The 18,002-nt window shown below is 71.2% G+C and carries 11 protein-coding genes; 3 read left to right on the top strand and 8 right to left on the bottom strand.

The window, feature by feature from the left end; all coding sequences use genetic code 11:
* Nucleotides 1-16: 16 nt before the first annotated feature.
* Nucleotides 17-577, bottom strand: a complete 561-nt coding sequence (nrdR, locus tag ACIRDU_RS27860) for a transcriptional regulator NrdR (RefSeq protein WP_403584112.1) — start codon at nucleotides 575-577, stop codon at nucleotides 17-19.
* 619 nt (nucleotides 578-1,196) lie between these two features.
* Between nrdR and lexA the strand changes: the two genes are divergently transcribed.
* Nucleotides 1,197-1,976, top strand: coding sequence for a transcriptional repressor LexA (lexA, locus tag ACIRDU_RS27865; RefSeq protein WP_030845416.1), 780 nt, complete (start codon nucleotides 1,197-1,199; stop codon nucleotides 1,974-1,976).
* 175 nt (nucleotides 1,977-2,151) lie between these two features.
* On the opposite strand, the gene ACIRDU_RS27870 is transcribed toward lexA, so the two are convergent.
* The 4 genes from ACIRDU_RS27870 to ACIRDU_RS27885 all read right to left on the bottom strand — a co-directional run bounded on the left by ACIRDU_RS27870 (nucleotide 2,152) and on the right by ACIRDU_RS27885 (nucleotide 9,221).
* Nucleotides 2,152-4,128 (bottom strand): ATP-dependent DNA helicase, encoded by a 1,977-nt coding sequence (locus ACIRDU_RS27870; RefSeq protein ID WP_403584114.1) that lies wholly within the window; start codon nucleotides 4,126-4,128, stop codon nucleotides 2,152-2,154.
* A gap of 220 nt (nucleotides 4,129-4,348) precedes the next feature.
* Nucleotides 4,349-5,383, bottom strand: coding sequence for a GNAT family N-acetyltransferase (locus ACIRDU_RS27875; protein ID WP_403584245.1), 1,035 nt, complete (start codon nucleotides 5,381-5,383; stop codon nucleotides 4,349-4,351).
* A 138-nt stretch (nucleotides 5,384-5,521) separates the two neighbouring features.
* Nucleotides 5,522-7,540 carry an IucA/IucC family protein gene (locus ACIRDU_RS27880; protein ID WP_403584116.1) on the bottom strand — a complete coding sequence of 673 codons (2,019 nt, stop codon included), beginning with the start codon at nucleotides 7,538-7,540 and terminating at the stop codon, nucleotides 5,522-5,524.
* Between the two features lie 220 nt (nucleotides 7,541-7,760).
* The gene (locus ACIRDU_RS27885) at nucleotides 7,761-9,221 is read right to left on the bottom strand and encodes an aminotransferase class III-fold pyridoxal phosphate-dependent enzyme (RefSeq protein ID WP_403584119.1); all 1,461 of its coding nucleotides are present in this window, start codon (nucleotides 9,219-9,221) and stop codon (nucleotides 7,761-7,763) included.
* Between the two features lie 330 nt (nucleotides 9,222-9,551).
* On the opposite strand from ACIRDU_RS27885, the gene ACIRDU_RS27890 reads away from it, so the two are divergent.
* Both ACIRDU_RS27890 and ACIRDU_RS27895 read left to right on the top strand, forming a co-directional pair.
* Entirely contained in the window at nucleotides 9,552-10,775 is a 1,224-nt protein-coding gene (locus ACIRDU_RS27890) for a trypsin-like serine peptidase (protein ID WP_403584121.1), read from the top strand.
* A gap of 297 nt (nucleotides 10,776-11,072) precedes the next feature.
* Complete coding sequence (locus ACIRDU_RS27895) at nucleotides 11,073-12,275, top strand: trypsin-like serine peptidase (RefSeq protein WP_403584124.1); 1,203 nt, start codon at nucleotides 11,073-11,075, stop codon at nucleotides 12,273-12,275.
* Nucleotides 12,276-12,355: 80 nt separating this feature from the next.
* Here the strand turns inward: ACIRDU_RS27895 and hflX are convergent, their stop codons facing one another.
* The 3 genes from hflX to ACIRDU_RS27910 all read right to left on the bottom strand — a co-directional run bounded on the left by hflX (nucleotide 12,356) and on the right by ACIRDU_RS27910 (nucleotide 17,788).
* A complete protein-coding gene (hflX, locus tag ACIRDU_RS27900; protein WP_403584126.1) occupies nucleotides 12,356-13,849 on the bottom strand; it encodes a GTPase HflX in 1,494 nt (497 codons plus the stop codon).
* 126 nt (nucleotides 13,850-13,975) lie between these two features.
* Entirely contained in the window at nucleotides 13,976-15,502 is a 1,527-nt protein-coding gene (locus ACIRDU_RS27905) for a M1 family metallopeptidase (RefSeq protein WP_403584128.1), read from the bottom strand.
* A 117-nt stretch (nucleotides 15,503-15,619) separates the two neighbouring features.
* Nucleotides 15,620-17,788: a RelA/SpoT family protein gene (locus tag ACIRDU_RS27910; protein WP_403584130.1), complete on the bottom strand. Its 2,169-nt coding sequence runs from the start codon at nucleotides 17,786-17,788 to the stop codon at nucleotides 15,620-15,622.
* Nucleotides 17,789-18,002: the final 214 nt, after the last annotated feature.

The following is an 18,002-nucleotide window of genomic DNA, read 5'->3' on the forward strand; positions in this document are numbered from 1 at the left end:
GGGTCCGGCCCACCTGTCAGTCGGCGGCGCCTGCGGGCTCGGGGACGTGTTCCGCCCCTCCGGGCCCGCGGTGGTCTTCCTGGCTCCCCGCAGCCGCGCTCTCGCGGTCTCCGTCGTCCGCGTCCGGTTGTCCTGTCTGCGCCCTGAGTTCCTCGACGGCCGCCTCGAAGTCGTCGAGCGAGTCGAACGCCCGGTAGACGGAGGCGAAGCGCAGGTAGGCGACGAGATCGAGCTCCTGCAACGGGCCGAGTATGGCCAGCCCCACATCGTGGGTGGTCAGCTCGGCGCTGCCCGTGGCCCGCACCGCCTCCTCGACCCGCTGGCCGAGCTGAGCGAGCGCGTCCTCGGTGACGGGCCGTCCCTGGCACGCCTTGCGTACACCATTGATGATCTTCGTACGGCTGAAGGGCTCGGTGACTCCGGACCGCTTCACCACCATGAGCGAGCACGTCTCCACGGTCGTGAAACGACGGGAGCAGTCAGGGCACTGGCGGCGCCGGCGGATCGATGTGCCGTCGTCGGTCGTACGGCTGTCGACGACACGACTGTCGGGGTGCCTGCAGAAGGGGCAGTGCATGAACTCCCAACCCTCCTCACAGCAGACTCAATAACCTCGCCGGGCCTCTTGCGCCCCACGAAGCAGCCCCAAGCATAGGCGATGACCATGGGCCTCAAGACCCGGGGGACCACAACTTCTGGGCTGCTGCTGCAATCCAACCACTAGATGTGGGGATTGGCTCATACATCCACGCCGTTCCCGCGCGTCGCACACATAGGCGCAGGTGACATGTGGCAGGCCGAGCCGCACGGTCCCGCGCACCCGGGGGTGCGGCTGCCGACGGCTTCCCGCGGGACATGCCCGCCTCCGTTTCCGCACAGCCGTATCGCCGCGGCACATGCGGAGATACCGTGGGCGCCGCGGGGAGGGGACGTGGGACTCCGGCGCAGATGACGGCTGGTCCCAAGGCAGGGGAATGCCGGATGGCAGACTGGGGCACCAGTCCACGAGGTGATCACCCCGGCGGTGAAGAGTACAGCAATGAACCCTTTTGCCCGCCAGGTGGCGCGGACGCCAATACACCCGGACACATGATCGCGTCCGGTGATTCGCGATTTTTCACTCGAACGTGTGTTTGGCGCAACCTTTCGAAAGCAACTACCGTTGTCCAGCAGGGAGACCATCGAGAGGGGCCGACGTGACCACCACCGCAGACAGTGCCGCCATCACTGCCCAGGACCGCTCCCAGGGCCGACTGGAGCCGGTGCATGCGATGAACGAAGCCACGAACCCTGAGGGGCACAAGCGCTCCCTGCCGGGCCGACCTCCGGGCATCCGGGCGGACAGCTCCGGACTCACCGATCGCCAGCGCCGCGTGATCGAGGTCATCAGGGACTCGGTGCAGCGACGTGGCTACCCGCCGTCGATGCGGGAGATCGGTCAGGCCGTCGGCCTCTCCAGCACCTCCTCCGTCGCACACCAGCTGATGGCACTGGAGCGCAAGGGCTTCCTGCGCCGCGATCCGCACCGTCCGCGCGCCTACGAGGTGCGCGGTTCCGACCAGGCCGCCTCGGTGCAGCCCACGGACACCGCGGGCAAGCCGGCCGCGTCGTACGTGCCGCTGGTCGGCCGGATCGCCGCCGGTGGCCCGATCCTCGCCGAGGAGTCCGTCGAGGACGTCTTCCCTCTCCCCCGCCAGCTCGTCGGCGACGGTGAGCTGTTCGTCCTCAAGGTCGTCGGTGACTCGATGATCGAGGCCGCGATCTGCGACGGCGACTGGGTCACGGTGCGCCGCCAGCCCGTCGCCGAGAACGGCGACATCGTCGCCGCGATGCTCGACGGCGAAGCCACCGTCAAGCGCTTCAAGCGCGAGGACGGGCACGTCTGGCTGCTGCCGCACAACGCGGCATACGAGCCGATCCCCGGCGACGACGCCACCATCCTCGGCAAGGTGGTGGCCGTACTGCGGCGCGTCTGATCAGCGCGCACCGCGTCGGTCGGCCCCGCGAGGCCGCCCTCTGACCGGGCCCCGGAACCCCTGCGCCGGTTCCGGGGCCCTGCGCTGTCCCGGAGCCGTCAGCCCGACCACTGCGCCTCACGGCTCATGCACGTGAGGGGTGGTGCGTGCCCCGCGCCACACACCACCCGGCGGCTCATCCGCCTTCCGTCTGCCTGGCCGCCGCGTCGATCGCCGCCAGCGACTTCCGCACCTGGTTGCCGTCCGTCGTGAACCAGAAGTCGGGCAGAGACGCCTTCAGATAGCCGCCGTACCGGGCCGTCGCCAGACGCTGGTCCAGGACGGCGACCACACCACGGTCACCCGACGCCCTGACGAGACGGCCGGCGCCCTGCGCCATGAGGAGCGCGGCGTGGGTGGCGGCCACCGCCATGAAGCCGTTGCCGCCCGCGTCCTCGACGGCCTTCTGGCGGGCGCTCATGAGGGGGTCGTCCGGGCGCGGGAAAGGGATCTTGTCCATGACGACCAGCTGGCAGCTGGGTCCCGGGACGTCCACGCCCTGCCAGAGCGACAGGGTGCCGAAGAGGCAGGTCTTCGGGTCGGCCGAGAAGTTCTTGATGAGCTCGCCGAGCGTCTCCTCGCCTTGGAGGAGGATCGGGAACTCGGGAATCCGGGAACGCAGTTCCTCGGCGGCCAGCTGGGCGCCCCTCATCGAGGAGAACAGGCCGAGGGTGCGGCCGCCCGCCGCCTGGATCAGCTCGGTGAGCTCGTCGAGCATGTCGGCGCGATCGCCGTCCCGCGCGGGGCGCGCCAGGTGCTTGGCGACGTAGAGGATGCCCTGCTTGCGGTAGTCGAAGGGCGAGCCGACGTCGATGCCCTTCCACTTCGGGACGTCGTCGCCCTCGGTGCCCTCCGGGGCGAGGCCCAGGGAGGCGCCTACGCCGTTGAAGTCGCCGCCCAGCTTCAGCGTCGCGGAGGTCAGGACCACGGAGCGGTCCGCGAAGAGCTTCTCCCGCAGCAGCCCGGAGACGGACATGGGGGCGACGCGCAGGGAGGCACCGAAGCGGTCGTGGCGCTCGTACCAGACCACGTCCCACTCGGAGCCGTTGGTGATCCGCTCCGCCACGTCGTGCACGTTCTCCACGGAGGCGAGGGCCTGCTTGCGGACGGCGTCTTCGTCCTGGACGGACTTGTCGCGGGTGGCGCCGATCGCGGAGATGACCGTGCGGCAGGCATCGCGCAGCGCCATGAGGGCGTACCCGAGGTCCTCGGGGATCTCCTCCAGACGACCCGGCAGCGCCAGCTCCATCAGCCGTTCAAAACCCTCGGCGGCGGTCTGGAGCTGGTCGGCGGCCTTCTCGTTGACGAGTTTCGCGGCTCGGCGCACCGCGCGGTTGACCTGGCCGGGGGTGAGTTCGCCGGTGGCGACTCCGGTGACCCGGGAGACCAGTTCGTGGGCCTCGTCGACGATCAGCACCTCATGCTGCGGGAGGACCGGGGCGCCCTCGATGGCGTCGATCGCGAGCAGCGCGTGGTTGGTGACGACGACCTCGGCGAGCTTGGCCCGCTCGCGGGCCATCTCGGCGAAGCACTCCGCGCCGTACGCGCACTTCGAGGCGCCCAGGCACTCCCTGGACGACACCGACACCTGGGCCCAGGCGCGGTCCGAGATGCCGGGCGTGAGGTCGTCACGGTCGCCGGTCTCGGTCTCGTCGGCCCAGTCGCGCACCCGCAGCAGGTCCTGGCCCAGCTTGCTGGTGGGCGCGGCGGCCTCGAACTGGTCGAAGAGGCCCTCCTCCTCGTCCTGCGGGACACCCTCGTGCAGCCGGTGCAGGCACAGGTAGTTCGACCGGCCCTTGAGCATCGCGAACTCCGGGCGGCGGCGCAGCAGGGGGTGCAGCGACTCGACCGTTCTCGGCAGGTCGCGTTCCACCAGCTGGCGCTGCAGGGCCAGGGTGGCCGTCGCGACGACGACTCGCTCCCCGTGCGCGAGGGCGGGCACCAGATAGCCCAGCGACTTGCCGGTGCCGGTGCCGGCCTGGACCAGCAGGTGGGAGCCGTCGTCGATCGCTTCCTCGACGGCTTCGGCCATGGCCACCTGACCGGGGCGCTCCGTACCGCCGACGGCAGTGACGGCAGCGTGCAGGAGTTCGGGGAGTGAGGGCTTCGTCATAGCGCGACCACCCTACGACCCTGCACTGACAAACGGGCGATCAAGGCGGAGGCGGGGGACGGGATCAAGACCTTGGGCTCCTCGACGGGGCGGGGCGGTGGCTGGGCCGGCGGCTGCGTGAGTGAAGTCGCGGCGGAGCCGTCCGGGAGATTTTTCGCGGCGGGTGGGAACTGCGGCGGCGCGAGCCGCGTTCAATGAGTGATGGCGCGGTCACACAGCGCTACAGCAGGTGCCGGAGGGGCCGGTCTCTGACCATGAGGGCGGCCCGCTTGGCGGGCAGGTCGACCTCGGCAAAGAACCGGAAGCCGGCGGTCAGGAAAGCGGCGATGGAGGGGGTGTTGCGAATGTCGGGTTCCGCGATGACGCGTGCGCAGGAGGGTCGCTGCGCGAGAACGAGATCGGCGACGGCACGGAGCAGCAGACCGCCGAGGCCGCGTCCCCGGTCGGCGACCCCGCCGACCAGAAGGTGGACTCCCGTGTCATGAGGCCGGGCGGGGTAGTGACGGGCCACAGGGTCCAGATCCGCCCGGTAGATCTCCCAGTAGCTCATCGGCGCTCCGTCCAGCACGCCGACACATGGCACGCTGCGCCCGTCACCGGCGAGCTGAGCCCGTAGGTGGTCCGCGATCACGTCCTGGGGTCCGGCCAGCTCCCAGAAGGCCGCCGCTGCGGGGTCGTTCATCCAGCGGCTGATGAGCGGGAGGTCGCGTTCGATGCGCGCGGGGACGAGGTGGAACACGCCCGCTGGAGTATCGGCCGGCCCCCAGCCGGCGACGTGGTCGAGGAGGTCTTGGTCTTCGTCTCGGTCTTCGTCTCGGTCTTGGTGACACGGGACGAAGGAGGCTTGGGACGGGTCAAAGGCCGCGGCGATGGAGACGGAGGGCTGCTCCGCGCCCTGGTCCCGTCTCCGGGCCGCGGGGCCGAGGGGCGGGGCCTCCCCAGCGAGGGCGATGAGCTCGTCCGGGAGCCGCAGGTCCATGGTGTCCTCGCTGTGCCCGCTCGCCCTGCCGCGCTCGCCGGACCTCGCGCCGGGATCGTCATCGGTCCTGCTGCGGGAGTCGACGCGGCCGAAACCGTCGGCACCGGCGAGGTCACGGGGGCAGGCGCGGGACTCGGTATCGGCGAAATCACCTACGCGGGCACCGGACTCGGCACCGGCACCGGCACCGGCCCCGGCACCGGCACCGGGATCAGCGTCGGATTCGACATCTGGCCTGGCTTCCGAGTCGACGCGGGACCCGGCACCCGAGGCCACGTCGGCCATGACAGGGACGGCGATACCGGTCTCGGCGATCGGGTCGGCGGGAGGCACCGAACGCTCCTCTCAGAAAGGGTGATGTGGCATGTCCTCAAATGAACAGGTCAGTTGTGGTCAGGCGGACGATCAGAGTGATCAGGAGTGCAGGGGGTTGCCGATGGTGACGTAGACGGACTGGGTGTCGACCGGGCCGACGAGTTCGTCGAGTCCGTGCAGACGGGTCAGCAGGTTGGCCTTGCAACGCAGGACGGGTGAGTCGAGCAGCCGGGCGGGCAGCGACGTGCGCAGGCGGGCCGGATCCGAGGCGATGTTCCCGAGGAAGCGGCGGAAGGCCGCGAGCAACAGCCGCTCGTCGGCCAGCCCCTGGGAGCCGAAGGCCCCGATCAGGCCGAACACGTTGTTGACCGCCAGGTAGTACACGAGCCGCTCGTCGGTGACCTCGTCACAGACGAACGTGTCGCTCCGCTCTCCGATGCCGGGCAGCCGGGCGTCGAGGTCCGCGCGCCGGGACTCGCGGAAGTAGTAACCCTGGTTGTCGCGGTAGCGGCCGCCGGTGGGCCAGCCGTCGGAGTCCAGCAGAAGCAGGGTGTTCTGCTGGTGCGCTTCCAGCGCGATGCCGGCCTCACCGTCCAGCCACAGGACGGGTCGCACGGCGTGCTCGAGGTAGCGCAGGAACCACTCGGCGGCGACGGCGCCGCGGGGACGGCCGGTACGGCGGGCGAGACGGGTGACGACCTCGGCCAGCCGGGACCACAGGGCCGGGCCGGGCCTTCCCGGACTCCCCGGAATGTCCTCCGGCGTGGTCGGGGAGTACGGACGCGGCGCGACGAGACCGGCGACCCAGGAGACGTCGTCCGAGGGGCCGAACGGGTTGTGTCGGATCACCACGTCCAGTCCGGGCACCGGGTCGCCGCCCGGGGTGTCGACGGCGAGCCAGGCCGGGTCCCGAACGATGTCGAAGTCCGGGTGCGCGGCCCGCCACTGCCGCGCGAGGCCGCTGCGGAGCAAGCGGTGGACCTCGACGCCGCGGTGAAGCTCCTTGCGGAGGTTCTCGCGACGGGAGTTGGTGATACGCAGGCCCAGCGACAACTTGAGCATCGCGGGGGCAAGGGTGCGGTAGACGGTTCGTACAGAGGAGGTGGGGTGCCAGGGAGCTCCGTAGGTGCCGAGGTCGCGGAGCAGTCCGCTGTCGAGCAGGGCAGCGGTCTCCGGGCGGTGCCGGACCACGTGGGCCTGCCAGGGGTGCAGGGGCAGCAGGGCGTACCCGTCCGGCAGGGCCGGTCCGGCCCCGGCCCCGGTCCCGGCCAGGCGGGCAGTGAGCCGGGGCGCGGCGACTGGACGGCCGCGTTCGGTCCAGGAGGAGTCGGTGGCGAGGACGGAGGGAGCGACAGCCATCCAGTGGAGAGGGAAGGACCCGCGAGACTCGGGCGAATACAGGAGCGCTTCGGCCTCGGAAAGACCCTCGCGGCTCTTCGGGGCCGGGTGCAGGGGATGCCCTAGGAGGAGTGCCTGTTCCGCGGACAGGAAGAGATCGGGTCCGTCGGCCGGGCGTTCCCGGCGGTCGGTGATGAAGCAGGCGACACGTCGGAGGGAGTCGGCAACAGCCGCGACGAGCTCCACGCCGTCACTGACCTCGGCGCCGAGGGAGGCGGAGGCGCCCGTGGGGCCGGAGTCGGAAGCGGGGCCGGAGTAGAGGGCGGGGCTGATGCGAGAGCCGTCTGCGGATGTCTCCCTGGCGAGCAGGGCGGCAACCGTGACGGCGTCGGCCGGCGGGGCGTCCTCGGGAGCATCGGCCAGACGAGGAGGGCCGAAGCGGTGCCAGCCCGTCGAGGACCAGTACCGGACCGGGGCCAGGAGGGCCGTGCCGCTGGCGGGAAGGGGAATGCGCAGGACGCCGTCGGCTGGGGCGGGCTGATCGGTCTCACGAGCCCAGCAGCGGAGCAGGTTCTCCACGGCGGCCGTCTGGGCGACGGTGTGGGGGTCGGCATGTTCCATGGGGTCGATGCCATGGCCTTCGCGCGGCCCTGCGGCCGGTTGCGCCGACGGCCGCGGACGAGGGACCCCCGGGCGCGGTGGCGCTCCCGGTGTCCAGGCGCCAACGGAACCTTGCCCCGGCGTCGGTGCGAGGTCGTCGGGGTGGGGGGCGGCGTTCAAGGCAGGTACCTCACGGGGTGGTTCCGGATCGTGCGGGTGGGAGATGCGTGCCGAGGAGTCACTCGGCGGCTCTTGGGGGGCGAAGATGCGCGGCGTGCAGGCTCATGGCGTCCGGCGTGCCCGGCGGGAAGGCGGGGCCGGCGGGCGGATGGCTCGGCGCGCACGCGGTCAGGCGCGCAGGCTCACGGCGTGGACTCCCACGCCGTGGAAGCACGCCGTGTCACGGTGCGGCTGCCGTGCCATCACCGCGGCACCGAGCCACTGCTCGGACCGCGTCGGCCAGGCGGTCCAGTACGGCGGCCGCTTGTTCATCGGTGATGGTCAAGGGAGGCAGCAGTTGTACGACGCTCGCGTGTCGGCCGCCGAGTCCGACGATGAGGCCGCGCCGCAGGCACTCCTGCTGGATCGCAGCCGCAAGTTCGGGTGCGGCGGGAGAGGGCCGGTGTCCGATGCCCGGCATCACCGACGTCTCCCCGCCGCCCCCTTCAGCCCCAGGAGCCTCCGGCAGGCCCGGCTCCCCCTCTGGATCCACCAGCTCGACCCCGATCATCAGCCCCTTCCCCCGCACGTCCCCCACGCACGCGAACTCGGGAACCAACGCGTGGAGTTGATGCAGCATGCGCGCCCCCAGCCTCGCCGCGCGCTCGGCGAGGGCGTTCTCGCGGACGTGGGCGAGGGTCGCCGTGCCGGCGGCCATGGCGAGCTGGTTGCCGGGAAACGTGCCTGCGGGGGTGCCGGTTTCCCCGGTGTCGAGGTCGTCGCGGTGGACCACTACGGCCAGCGGCAGGCTGCCGCCGATGGCCTTGGAGAGGACCATCACGTCGGGGGTCACGCCGCTGTGCTCCACCGCCCAGAAGGCGCCCGTCCGGCCCACGCCCGTCTCGATCTCGTCGGCGATCAGGGGGATGGACCGGTCGGCCGTGAGCTGTCGCATGCGTCGCAGCCAGGTGTCCGGCGCGGGGATCACCCCACCCTCGCCCTGCACGGCCTTGATGATCATCCCGGCGGGCAGCGGCACTCCGGACCCGGGGTCGTCGAGGAGGGACTCGGCCCAGCGGGCGGCGAGGTCGGCCCCGTGCTCGCCCCCGACGCCGAAGGGGCAGCGGTAGTCCTGCGGATAGGGAAGCCGGGTGGCCCACACGTGGTTGTGGTGGGCGGACGCGTCTTCGCGAAGCCGGGTGGTCCTTCCGCGACCGGCGCCGGTGAACGCCAGGAGACCGTTCCGCCCGGTCGCCGCGCGGACCAGCGCGGAGGCGGTCTCGACGGCTTCGTCGGCCGCCGGTCCGCAGAAGCGCACGCGCGCCCGGTCGGCGAGGCCCGGCGGCAGGGTGCGGAACAGTTCGGTGAGGAAGGCGTCCTTGACGGGTGTCGCAAGGTCGAGGGCGTTCAGGGGCGCGCCGGAGTCGAGGACCTTGCGGATGGCCTCCAGGACGACCGGGTGGTTGTGGCCGAGGGCGAGTGCGCCGGCGCCGGAGAGACAGTCCAGATAGCGGCGGCCGTCCGCGCCCTCGATGGTCAGTCCTCGGGCCCGTACCGGCACGATCGGGAGGGCTCGGGCGTAGGTCCGGGCGGCGGATTCGCGTGCGGCTTGGCGGCGGAGGATTCCCTCCTGCGCCGGGCGCGCCGTGGGGGTCGTGTCGTCGACAGCCCCACCGGGGGATTTCACCTGCGTACGCCCCACAGCGGCCTCCTCTGACGCACAACCCCCATGGGTGGATTCCGCCACGGCTTCCCTGACCTCCTACTGGGCACGGGCACAGAGGACCGCGCACAGGCAGCAGGCCCCCCACCGCTACCAACACCGGATCACTCACTGGGTTACGGGTTGCCTCAAGATCCTTTCCGTAACGGAACTGTTGCGGATCCGTCGGACCGCCCCCACAGCCGCCGCATAGTGTGTGGTGCCGTTCCCGGACACCGTGAGGCGGCCCCAATTCCCCGCGAGACAGGCGGATATCGGGGCACAGGCACCGGTTCGTCCACGTTCGTTCCGTACAGGGGGAGTCAGATCATGCGACCCACTCGACCAACGTCCGCCGCCCGCCGAGAGGAGAGGCCGCACCGCAGGAACTCCCCCGCGCTGGCCGCCGTGGCCCTCGCCTCGGCGCTCGCGCTGACCGCCACCGCCTGCGAGTCGGGTGACGCCACGGCCGGCGGTGAGGCCTCCGCCTCCGCCACGGCCTCCGACGACGGCAAGCTCAGGATCCCGGCCGACATCAGGGACCGGCTCCGCGAGCACGGGATCGACATCGACAAGTGGAAGAACGGCGCCTGGAAGAACTGGGACCGGGACGACTGGCTGCGCGAGGCCAACGAGTACATCAACCCGATCATCGAGGGGCTCTGGAACCCGGACCGCATGCGGGAGGCCGAGGAGCCCGACCAGAGTGTCGACGACAGCGACCTCTCCGGTGACCAGGGCGTGACCGACTCGACGCCCGAGCCGGTCCAGGCGCAGGCCGTGCCGCCGTCGTACCACGCCAGCGCCCCTACGGCCGGGAAGGTGTTCTTCGACTCCCCCGAAGGCTCGGCCGTCTGCTCGGCGACCGTGGTGAAGGATCCGGCGCACCCGGGCAAGTCCAACCTGGTGTGGACGGCGGGCCACTGTGTGCACGCGGGCAAGAAGGGCGGCTGGTACCGCAACATCGCGTTCGTGCCGTCGTACAACGACGACGGCGAGCCGGTGGAGGCGCTGGAGAACGCCACCCGCGAGGACGTCGCTCCCTACGGTGTCTGGTGGGGCGACTGGGCGCAGACCTCGGACCAGTGGATCGAGCAGGGCGGTTCGACGGGTGGCGACGGCGCCCCGTACGACTTCGCGGTCATCCATGTGACGCCGGAGAAGGGCAGCGGCGGCAAGTCGCTGGAGGAGATAGTCGGTTCGGCGCTGCCGGTCGATTTCAAGGCGCCCCCGGTGCCGCAGGTGAAGAGCGTCACGGCGATCGGCTACCCGGCCGCACCGCCTTACGACGGGCAGAAGCTGTACCGGTGCCAGGACCGGCCCGGGCGGCTGTCGGTCACCGCGTCGGATCCGACGATGTATCGCATCGGCTGCACCATGACCGGAGGTTCGTCCGGTGGTGGCTGGGTGGCGACCGGTGCGGACGGCAAGCCGGCGCTGGTGTCCAACACCTCGATCGGCCCGGTCACGTCGGGTTGGCTGGCCGGACCTCGTCTGGGCGATGCGGCCAAGGGCGTGTACGACTCGGTCAGCAAGAAGTTCGCCGGTCGGTGACGGCCGGCTGACCCGCGCCCTCGGCGGGGTGCCACACCCCGAGCAGCCGGTGCGACCGGCGCACCAGCGCCCCCGGGCTGATGACATCCGGCCCGGGGGCTCTCGGAAACCTTCACCGCCCCACCCCGGGACGCCCTCAACTCCGCGGGCATAGTGGGGAGTCGCGCGGAGACACACGCGCCGCGCCCATGTCATGCACACGCAGCGCCGACCACCGGCGTCGGCCACCGGCACCAGCACCAGCACCAGCACCAGCACCAGCACCACACTGATACGCACCAACGGGGGCATAGCACCATGCGTTCCACACGTACGCCCGCGCCGAGGCGCGGGCGGCGCACCGTCCTCGCCGCCTCCGGGCTCGTCGCCGCCCTGGCGCTCACCGCGACCGCCTGTGGCGGCTCGGCCGACTCGGCGAGCGACAAGCCCGACGCCACCTCATCCCAGGCCGCCGCGGACGGCGGCGGCAAGGTCAAGATCCCGGCGGACCTCGCGGGCAAGCTCAAGGAGCACGGGATCGACGTCGACCGCTGGAAGGACGGCGGCTGGAAGGACTGGGACAGGGACAAGTGGCTCAGTGACGCCAAGGACTTCGTCAACCCGGTGATCGCGGGCCTGTGGAAGCCGGAGCGGATGCGGTCCGCCGAGGAGGCCGACAAGACGGTCACGACGAAGGACGCGTCGGCCGGCCAGGGCGTCAGCGACCCGGACCCGGCACCCGTCCGGGCGCAGGCCGAGAAGACGCCGTACCACCGCAACGCGGCGCCGGTCGGCAAGGTCTTCTTCGACTCCCCCGACGGCCCGGCCGTCTGCTCCGGCACGGTCGTCAAGGACGTCAACCACCCGGGCAAGTCGAACCTGGTGTGGACTGCGGGTCACTGCGTGCACGCCGGTGGCAAGGGCGGCTGGTACCGCAACATCGTCTTCGTCCCGGCCTACAACGACCTCGGCAAGTCCGAGGCGGAGCTGAGCAACGCGAACCCGGCGGAGATCGCCCCGTACGGCAACTGGTGGGCGAACTGGGCCTCGACCTCGAACCAGTGGATCCAGGGCGGTTCTGAGACCGGCGGTGACGGAGCCGCGTACGACTACGCCGTGCTGCACGTGAAGCCGGAGCGGGGCGCCAAGTCGCTGGAGGAGACGGTCGGCACCGCGCTGGACGTCGACTTCTCCGCCCCGTCCGCCGCCGAGGCCGCCAACATGGGCGCCTGGGATTACCCGGCCGCACCGCCCTACAACGGCGAGAAGATGTTCAAGTGCATCGACATCCCCGGCCGGTTCTCGCTCAGCCCGAGCCTGCCGACGATGTACCGCATCGGCTGCGACATGACGGGCGGTTCTTCCGGCGGCGGCTGGTTCCGGGTCCTGAACGGCAAGTCGGTGCTGGTCTCCAACACCTCGATCGGCCCGGCCGACAACACCTGGCTGGCCGGTCCGCAACTGGGCCGGGACGCCGAGGCGCTCTATCAGAACATGAGCAGGACCTACGGCGGTCAGTGACCCGCACATGCTGAAGGCCCGCCCCCTGGCCACAGGGGGCGGGCCTTCTCGCGTCGGGCGGGACGGCGCTCAGGAAAAGCTCAGAGCGCCGGCGCCGGAACATACGGCGTGAGCTCCGCCGCCAGCTCCTCGTGCACCCGCAGCTTGAGCAGGGTGCCCTCCGGGGTGTGCTCCTCGGAGATCACCTCGCCCTCGTCGTGGGCACGGGCGACCAGTTTGCCGTGCGTGTACGGCACGAGCGCCTCGATCTCGACCGACGGACGCGGCAGCTCGTTGTCGATGAGCGCGAGCAGCTCCTCGATGCCCTGGCCGGTGCGGGCCGAGACGGCGATGGACCGCTTCTCGACGCGCAGCAGCCGCTGGAGCGTCAGCGGGTCGGCCGCGTCGGCCTTGTTGATCACGACGATCTCGGGCACGTCGGTGGCGCCGACATCCCGGACCACCTCGCGCACGGCGGCCAGCTGCTCCTCCGGGAACGGGTGTGAACCGTCCACCACGTGCAGGATCAGGTCGGACTCGCCGACCTCCTCCATCGTGGAACGGAACGCCTCGACCAGGTGGTGGGGCAGATGGCGTACAAACCCGACCGTGTCGGCCAGCGTGTACAGCCGTCCGCTCGGGGTCTCGGCCCGGCGCACGGTCGGGTCGAGAGTCGCGAACAGGGCGTTCTCGACCAGCACACCCGCGCCTGTGAGGCGGTTGAGCAGCGACGACTTGCCGGCGTTGGTGTAGCCCGCGATGGCCACGGACGGCACCTTGTGGCGCTTGCGCTCCTGGCGCTTGATCTCGCGGCCGGTCTTCATCTCCGCGATCTCCCGGCGCATCTTCGCCATCTTCTCGCGGATCCGGCGCCGGTCCGTCTCGATCTTGGTCTCACCGGGACCACGGGTGGCGAGGCCGCCGCCCTTGCCGCCGCCCATCTGCCGGGACAGCGACTGACCCCAACCGCGCAGTCGCGGCAGCATGTACTGCATCTGCGCGAGTGCGACCTGCGCCTTGCCCTCTCGGGACTTGGCGTGCTGGGCGAAGATGTCCAGGATCAGGGCCGTCCGGTCGATGACCTTGACCTTGACGACGTCCTCGAGGTGGATCAGCTGGCCCGGGCTGAGCTCACCGTCGCAGATGACGGTGTCCGCGCCCGTCTCGATGACGATGTCGCGCAGCTCCTCGGCCTTGCCGGAGCCGATGTAGGTGGCCGCGTCGGGCTTGTCGCGGCGCTGGGTGACACCGTCGAGCACCAGCGCGCCGGCCGTCTCCGCGAGGGCGGCGAGCTCCGCGAGGGAGTTCTCCGCGTCCTGCACGGTTCCCGAGGTCCAGACACCGACGAGGACGACCCGCTCCAGGCGGAGCTGGCGGTACTCGACCTCGGTGACGTCCTCGAGCTCGGTGGAGAGGCCCACCACACGGCGCAGGGCCGCGCGGTCGGAGCGGTCGAACTGGTCGCCGTCCCGCTCTCCGTCGATCTCGTGGCTCCAGGCGACGTCCTCTTCCATCAGGGCATCGGCCCGAAGACCCTCGGGGTGGCTGTGCGCGAAGCGCTTGGTGTCCTGGGAAAAGGAAGAAGAGGAGGTCATTGGATCCTTACGTAGATGGGAAGCCGTTCTCTGTCTGCAACGCACGGGCGGTCCGGGAGATTCCCGGCGCTCCGTACCGCGCCGACCTGAAGATGGTCGCACGGCACGGGGCGTCTCGTCACCGTGTTATCGGGCGGGCGTCTGTGCCGGCGCGGCCTGCTTCGCCGAGGCCTGCGGCTGTGCGGGCGCCTGCCGCTTCCAGTCCGGGTGCCCCGGCATCGGCGGGGTCTGCTCGCCGTACAGCCAGTCCTGGAAGAAGCCGTCCAGGTCGCGCCCGGAGACCTCGGCGGCGAGCCGGACGAAGTCCTTCGTCGCCGCCGTGCCGTCCCGGTGGCGGCTGACCCAGGCGCGTGCCAGGCGCTCGAAGGCCGCGTGGCCGATCTCCTGGCGGAGGGCGTACAGGACGAGCGCGGCGCCGTCGTACACGTTGTGCCGGAAGATGCCGGTCTTGTTGCCCGGCTCGGGGGCCTTGGGGGCGCCGGGCGGGCCGCCGACCGCCCGCCAGCCGTCGGAAGCGCCGTACGCGGCCTTCATCCGGTCCCGCATCGGCTTGCCGCCCTGCTTCTCGGCGTAGAGCGCCTCGTACCAGGTGGCGTATCCCTCGTTGAGCCACAGGTCGGACCAGGTGCGGGGACTGACGCTGTCGCCGAACCACTGGTGAGCGAGTTCGTGGACCATGATCGACTCGACGTACCACTTCGGGTGGCCGGGCTCGGTGAAGAGCTTCCGTTCGAAGAGGGAGAGCGTCTGGGTCTCGAGTTCGAAGCCGGTGGAGGCGTCGGCCATGAGCAGGCCGTACGTCTCGAAGGGGTAGCGGCCGAGCTTGCCCTCCATCCAGGCGATCTGGCCGGGGGTCTTCTCCAGCCAGGGCTCCAGCGCCTTGCGGTGCTCGGTCGGGACGACGTCCCGTACGGGCAGCCCGTGCGGGCCGGTGCGGCGCAGCACCGTGGAGCGGCCGATGGAGACCTGTGCGAGCTCGGTGGCCATGGGATGCCGTGTGCGGTACGTCCACGTGGTCGACCCGCCGGACCTGCTCACACCGGTGGGCAGGCCGTTGGCGACGGCTGTGTGGCCATCGGGGGCGGTGACCCTGATCGTGAACACCGCCTTGTCGGAGGGGTGGTCGTTGCAGGGGAACACCAGGTGGGCGGCGTCGGCCTGGTTGGCCATGGCGAGGCCGTCCGCGGTGCGCACCCAGCCGCCCTCGCGGCCCTTGGGCGGCAGGGGGTCACTGGTGTGCCGCACGGTGATCCGCATCCAGTTGCCGTCCGGCACGGAGTGCTCGGGTGTGATCACCAGGTCTTCGCCGGCGGTGCGGAACTCCGCGGGGGCGTCGTCGACCTCGACCGATTCGACCGTGCCGTGGGCGAAGTCCAGGTTGACGCGGTCCAGGTCGGCGGTCGTCCAGGCGTCGATGGTGGTGACGGCCCGCAGCGGCTCGCTGTTGCTGCCGGGGTAGGTGAAGGAGAGGTCGTACGACGCCACGTCGTAGCCGGGGTTGCCCAGGTACGGGAAGAGCCGGTCGCCGACGCCGAGCGGAACGACGGGGGCGCTCGCCGAGACGAGGCAGACGGAGACGGCCGAGGCGAGCAGCGCCACCGCCGTTCTCCGACGGCGCGGGCGGGGGGCGTGGCTGTGGGGGGTGGTGATCATGCCCCACGGCTATCAGCGCGGGCGTGCGCGACGGGGGCGACACGCGTCCGGCCCACCCGAACCGGGGACGGTGCTCTGGGCCGGTAGCCGCTCTCGGATGGCGGGGGCCGGACCGGCTCAGCCGCCCTGTGTCTGCGGCTGGTTCCGGCTCACGTCGTACACCCCCGCCACGTTGCGCATCGAGCGCATCAGGGCCGGCAGGTGGGCCGCGTCAGGGAGCTGCACGGTATAGGTGTGGCGGACCTGCTGCTGGGTCGGGGGTTCGACGGTCGCGGAGACGATCTCGGCGCCTTCGAGGGCCATGGCCTCGGTGAGGTCCGCGAGCAGATGGGGACGGACGAACGATTCGGCGACCAGCGTGACCCGGCACTCGGCGGCCTCGCCCCAGCGCACGCCGACCTCCGTACGCCCCCCGTTCCTCATCCGGGCCACCGCGGCGCACTCGGCACGGTGCACGGTGACCGCTCCCCCGCGTACGGCGAAACCGGTGATCTCGTCGGGCGGTACGGGGGTGCAACAGCCGGCGAGGCGGACGGCCGCGCCGGGCCGGTCGGTGAGGACGTTGCCCCGGGCCGGTCCGTCCGGCTCGGGTGCGTCGGCTGTGGCGGGACGGGGAGCCGCCGCACGCTCCTCGGCCTGCCGGTTCTCCCGGGTCTCGGTCCGCTGGGCCTCGGCCTGCGCCGGATGGGCGGCCAGCCACCGCTGGATGGCGATCCGGGCCGCGGGCGTGTGTGCGTGCTCCAGCCACTCCCGGGAGGGCTCCGACGCCGCGTCCTGGTCCATGAGCAGCTGGACGGTGTCACCGTCCTTCAGGACGGTGCTCAGCGTCGCCAGGCGGCCGTTCACCCGGGCACCGATGCAGGCGTGGGCGTCCTCGCCGTACTGCGCGTACGCGGCGTCCACACAGGTCGCCCCCTCGGGCAGGCCGAGGGTGCCGCCGTCGGGCCGGAAGACGGTGATCTCGCGGTCCTGGGCGAGGTCCTCCCGCAGGGTCGACCAGAAGTGGTCGGGGTCGGGTGCCGCCTCCTGCCAGTCGAGGAGCCGGGAGAGCCAGCCCGGGCGGGTGGGGTCCACGCGCTCGCCGTCGGCCGGGTCGTCGGGGGCCGGCGCGTACGGGTTGCCGAGGGCGACGACGCCGGCCTCGGCGACCTTGTGCATCTGGTGCGTGCGGACGAGGACCTCGACGACCTGGCCGTCCTCGCGCGCCACGGCCGTGTGCAGCGACTGGTAGAGGTTGAACTTGGGTACGGCGATGAAGTCCTTGAACTCCGAGACCACCGGCGTCATGCAGGTGTGCAGTTCGCCCAGGACGCCGTAACAGTCGGCGTCCTCGTTCACCAGCACCAGGACGCGGCCGAAGTCGGAGCCGCGGAGCCGGCCGCGTTTGCGGGAGACGCGGTGCACCGAGACGAAGTGGCGTGGCCGGATGAGGACTTCGGCCGGGATGTCCGCCTCGCGCAGCACGCCGCGTACCTCGTCGGCGACCTCGGCGAGCGGGTCGTCCGTGCGGGCCGCGTTGCGGACGATCAACTCCCGGGTAGCCGCGTACTCCTCGGGATGCAGGATCGCGAAGACCAGGTCTTCCAGTTCGGTCTTGAGCGCCTGGACGCCGAGCCGTTCGGCGAGCGGGATGAGCACGTCACGTGTCACCTTGGCGATGCGCTCCTGTTTCTCGGGGCGCATGACGCCGAGAGTGCGCATGTTGTGCAGCCGGTCCGCGAGTTTGATCGACATGACGCGGACGTCGTTGCCGGTGGCGACGAGCATCTTGCGGAAGGTCTCGGGCTCGGCGGCGGCGCCGTAGTCGACCTTCTCCAGTTTGGTGACGCCGTCGACGAGGTAGCGGACCTCCTCGCCGAACTGGTCGCGGACCTGGTCGAGCGTCACGTCCGTGTCCTCGACGGTGTCGTGCAGCAGGGACGCGGTCAACGTCGTGGTCTCTGCGCCGAGTTCGGCGAGGATCAGGGTCACGGCGAGCGGGTGCGTGATGTACGGCTCGCCGCTCTTGCGCATCTGGCCGCGGTGCGAGGACTCGGCCAGGACGTAGGCGCGGCGCAGGGGTTCGAGGTCCGCGTCGGGGTGGTGGGCACGGTGGGCCTCGACGACATGGCTGATGGCGTCGGGCAGCCGGCCCCGGGCGGCGGGGCCGAGCAGAGCCGCGCGGCCGAGGCGGCGCAGGTCGATCCGGGGGCGGGCCTTTCTGCGGGGGGCTGTCGGCGTCACCGGTCCTGACACCGCGCCCGGCATCGGGCCTGGGGTCACGGAATTCGTGGCCTCCGCACTCATGGGCACCTCCGGCTGCGTCAACCGGCGGACGGGGTGCCCCAGAGCGGACACGGCTCAGGGGGCGGCTTCGATCCCCCGTCCGGGCCGGTGCTTGATGCTACCGAGCCCACCACGCCCGACTGACCGCCTCTCGCCGAGCGTGAAACTGATCACCCATTCGAGGGATGAATGTGAGGTTTGTACCCCCGCACACCACGGCCTCTACGGCGTGATT

The sequence above is a fragment of the Streptomyces sp. NPDC093598 genome (genome assembly GCF_044764825.1).
GTDB lineage: Bacteria > Actinomycetota > Actinomycetes > Streptomycetales > Streptomycetaceae > Streptomyces.

Excerpts from the sequence above, each read along its gene's own strand:
- nrdR (WP_403584112.1), bottom strand. The coding sequence starts at position 577 with ATGCACTGCCCCTTCTGCAGGCACCCCGACAGTCGTGTCGTCGACAGC.
- ACIRDU_RS27870 (WP_403584114.1), bottom strand. The coding sequence starts at position 4,128 with ATGACGAAGCCCTCACTCCCCGAACTCCTGCACGCTGCCGTCACTGCC.
- ACIRDU_RS27890 (WP_403584121.1), top strand. The coding sequence starts at position 9,552 with ATGCGACCCACTCGACCAACGTCCGCCGCCCGCCGAGAGGAGAGGCCG.
- ACIRDU_RS27895 (WP_403584124.1), top strand. The coding sequence starts at position 11,073 with ATGCGTTCCACACGTACGCCCGCGCCGAGGCGCGGGCGGCGCACCGTC.
- hflX (WP_403584126.1), bottom strand. The coding sequence starts at position 13,849 with ATGACCTCCTCTTCTTCCTTTTCCCAGGACACCAAGCGCTTCGCGCAC.
- ACIRDU_RS27905 (WP_403584128.1), bottom strand. The coding sequence starts at position 15,502 with ATGATCACCACCCCCCACAGCCACGCCCCCCGCCCGCGCCGTCGGAGA.
- ACIRDU_RS27910 (WP_403584130.1), bottom strand. The coding sequence starts at position 17,788 with ATGAGTGCGGAGGCCACGAATTCCGTGACCCCAGGCCCGATGCCGGGC.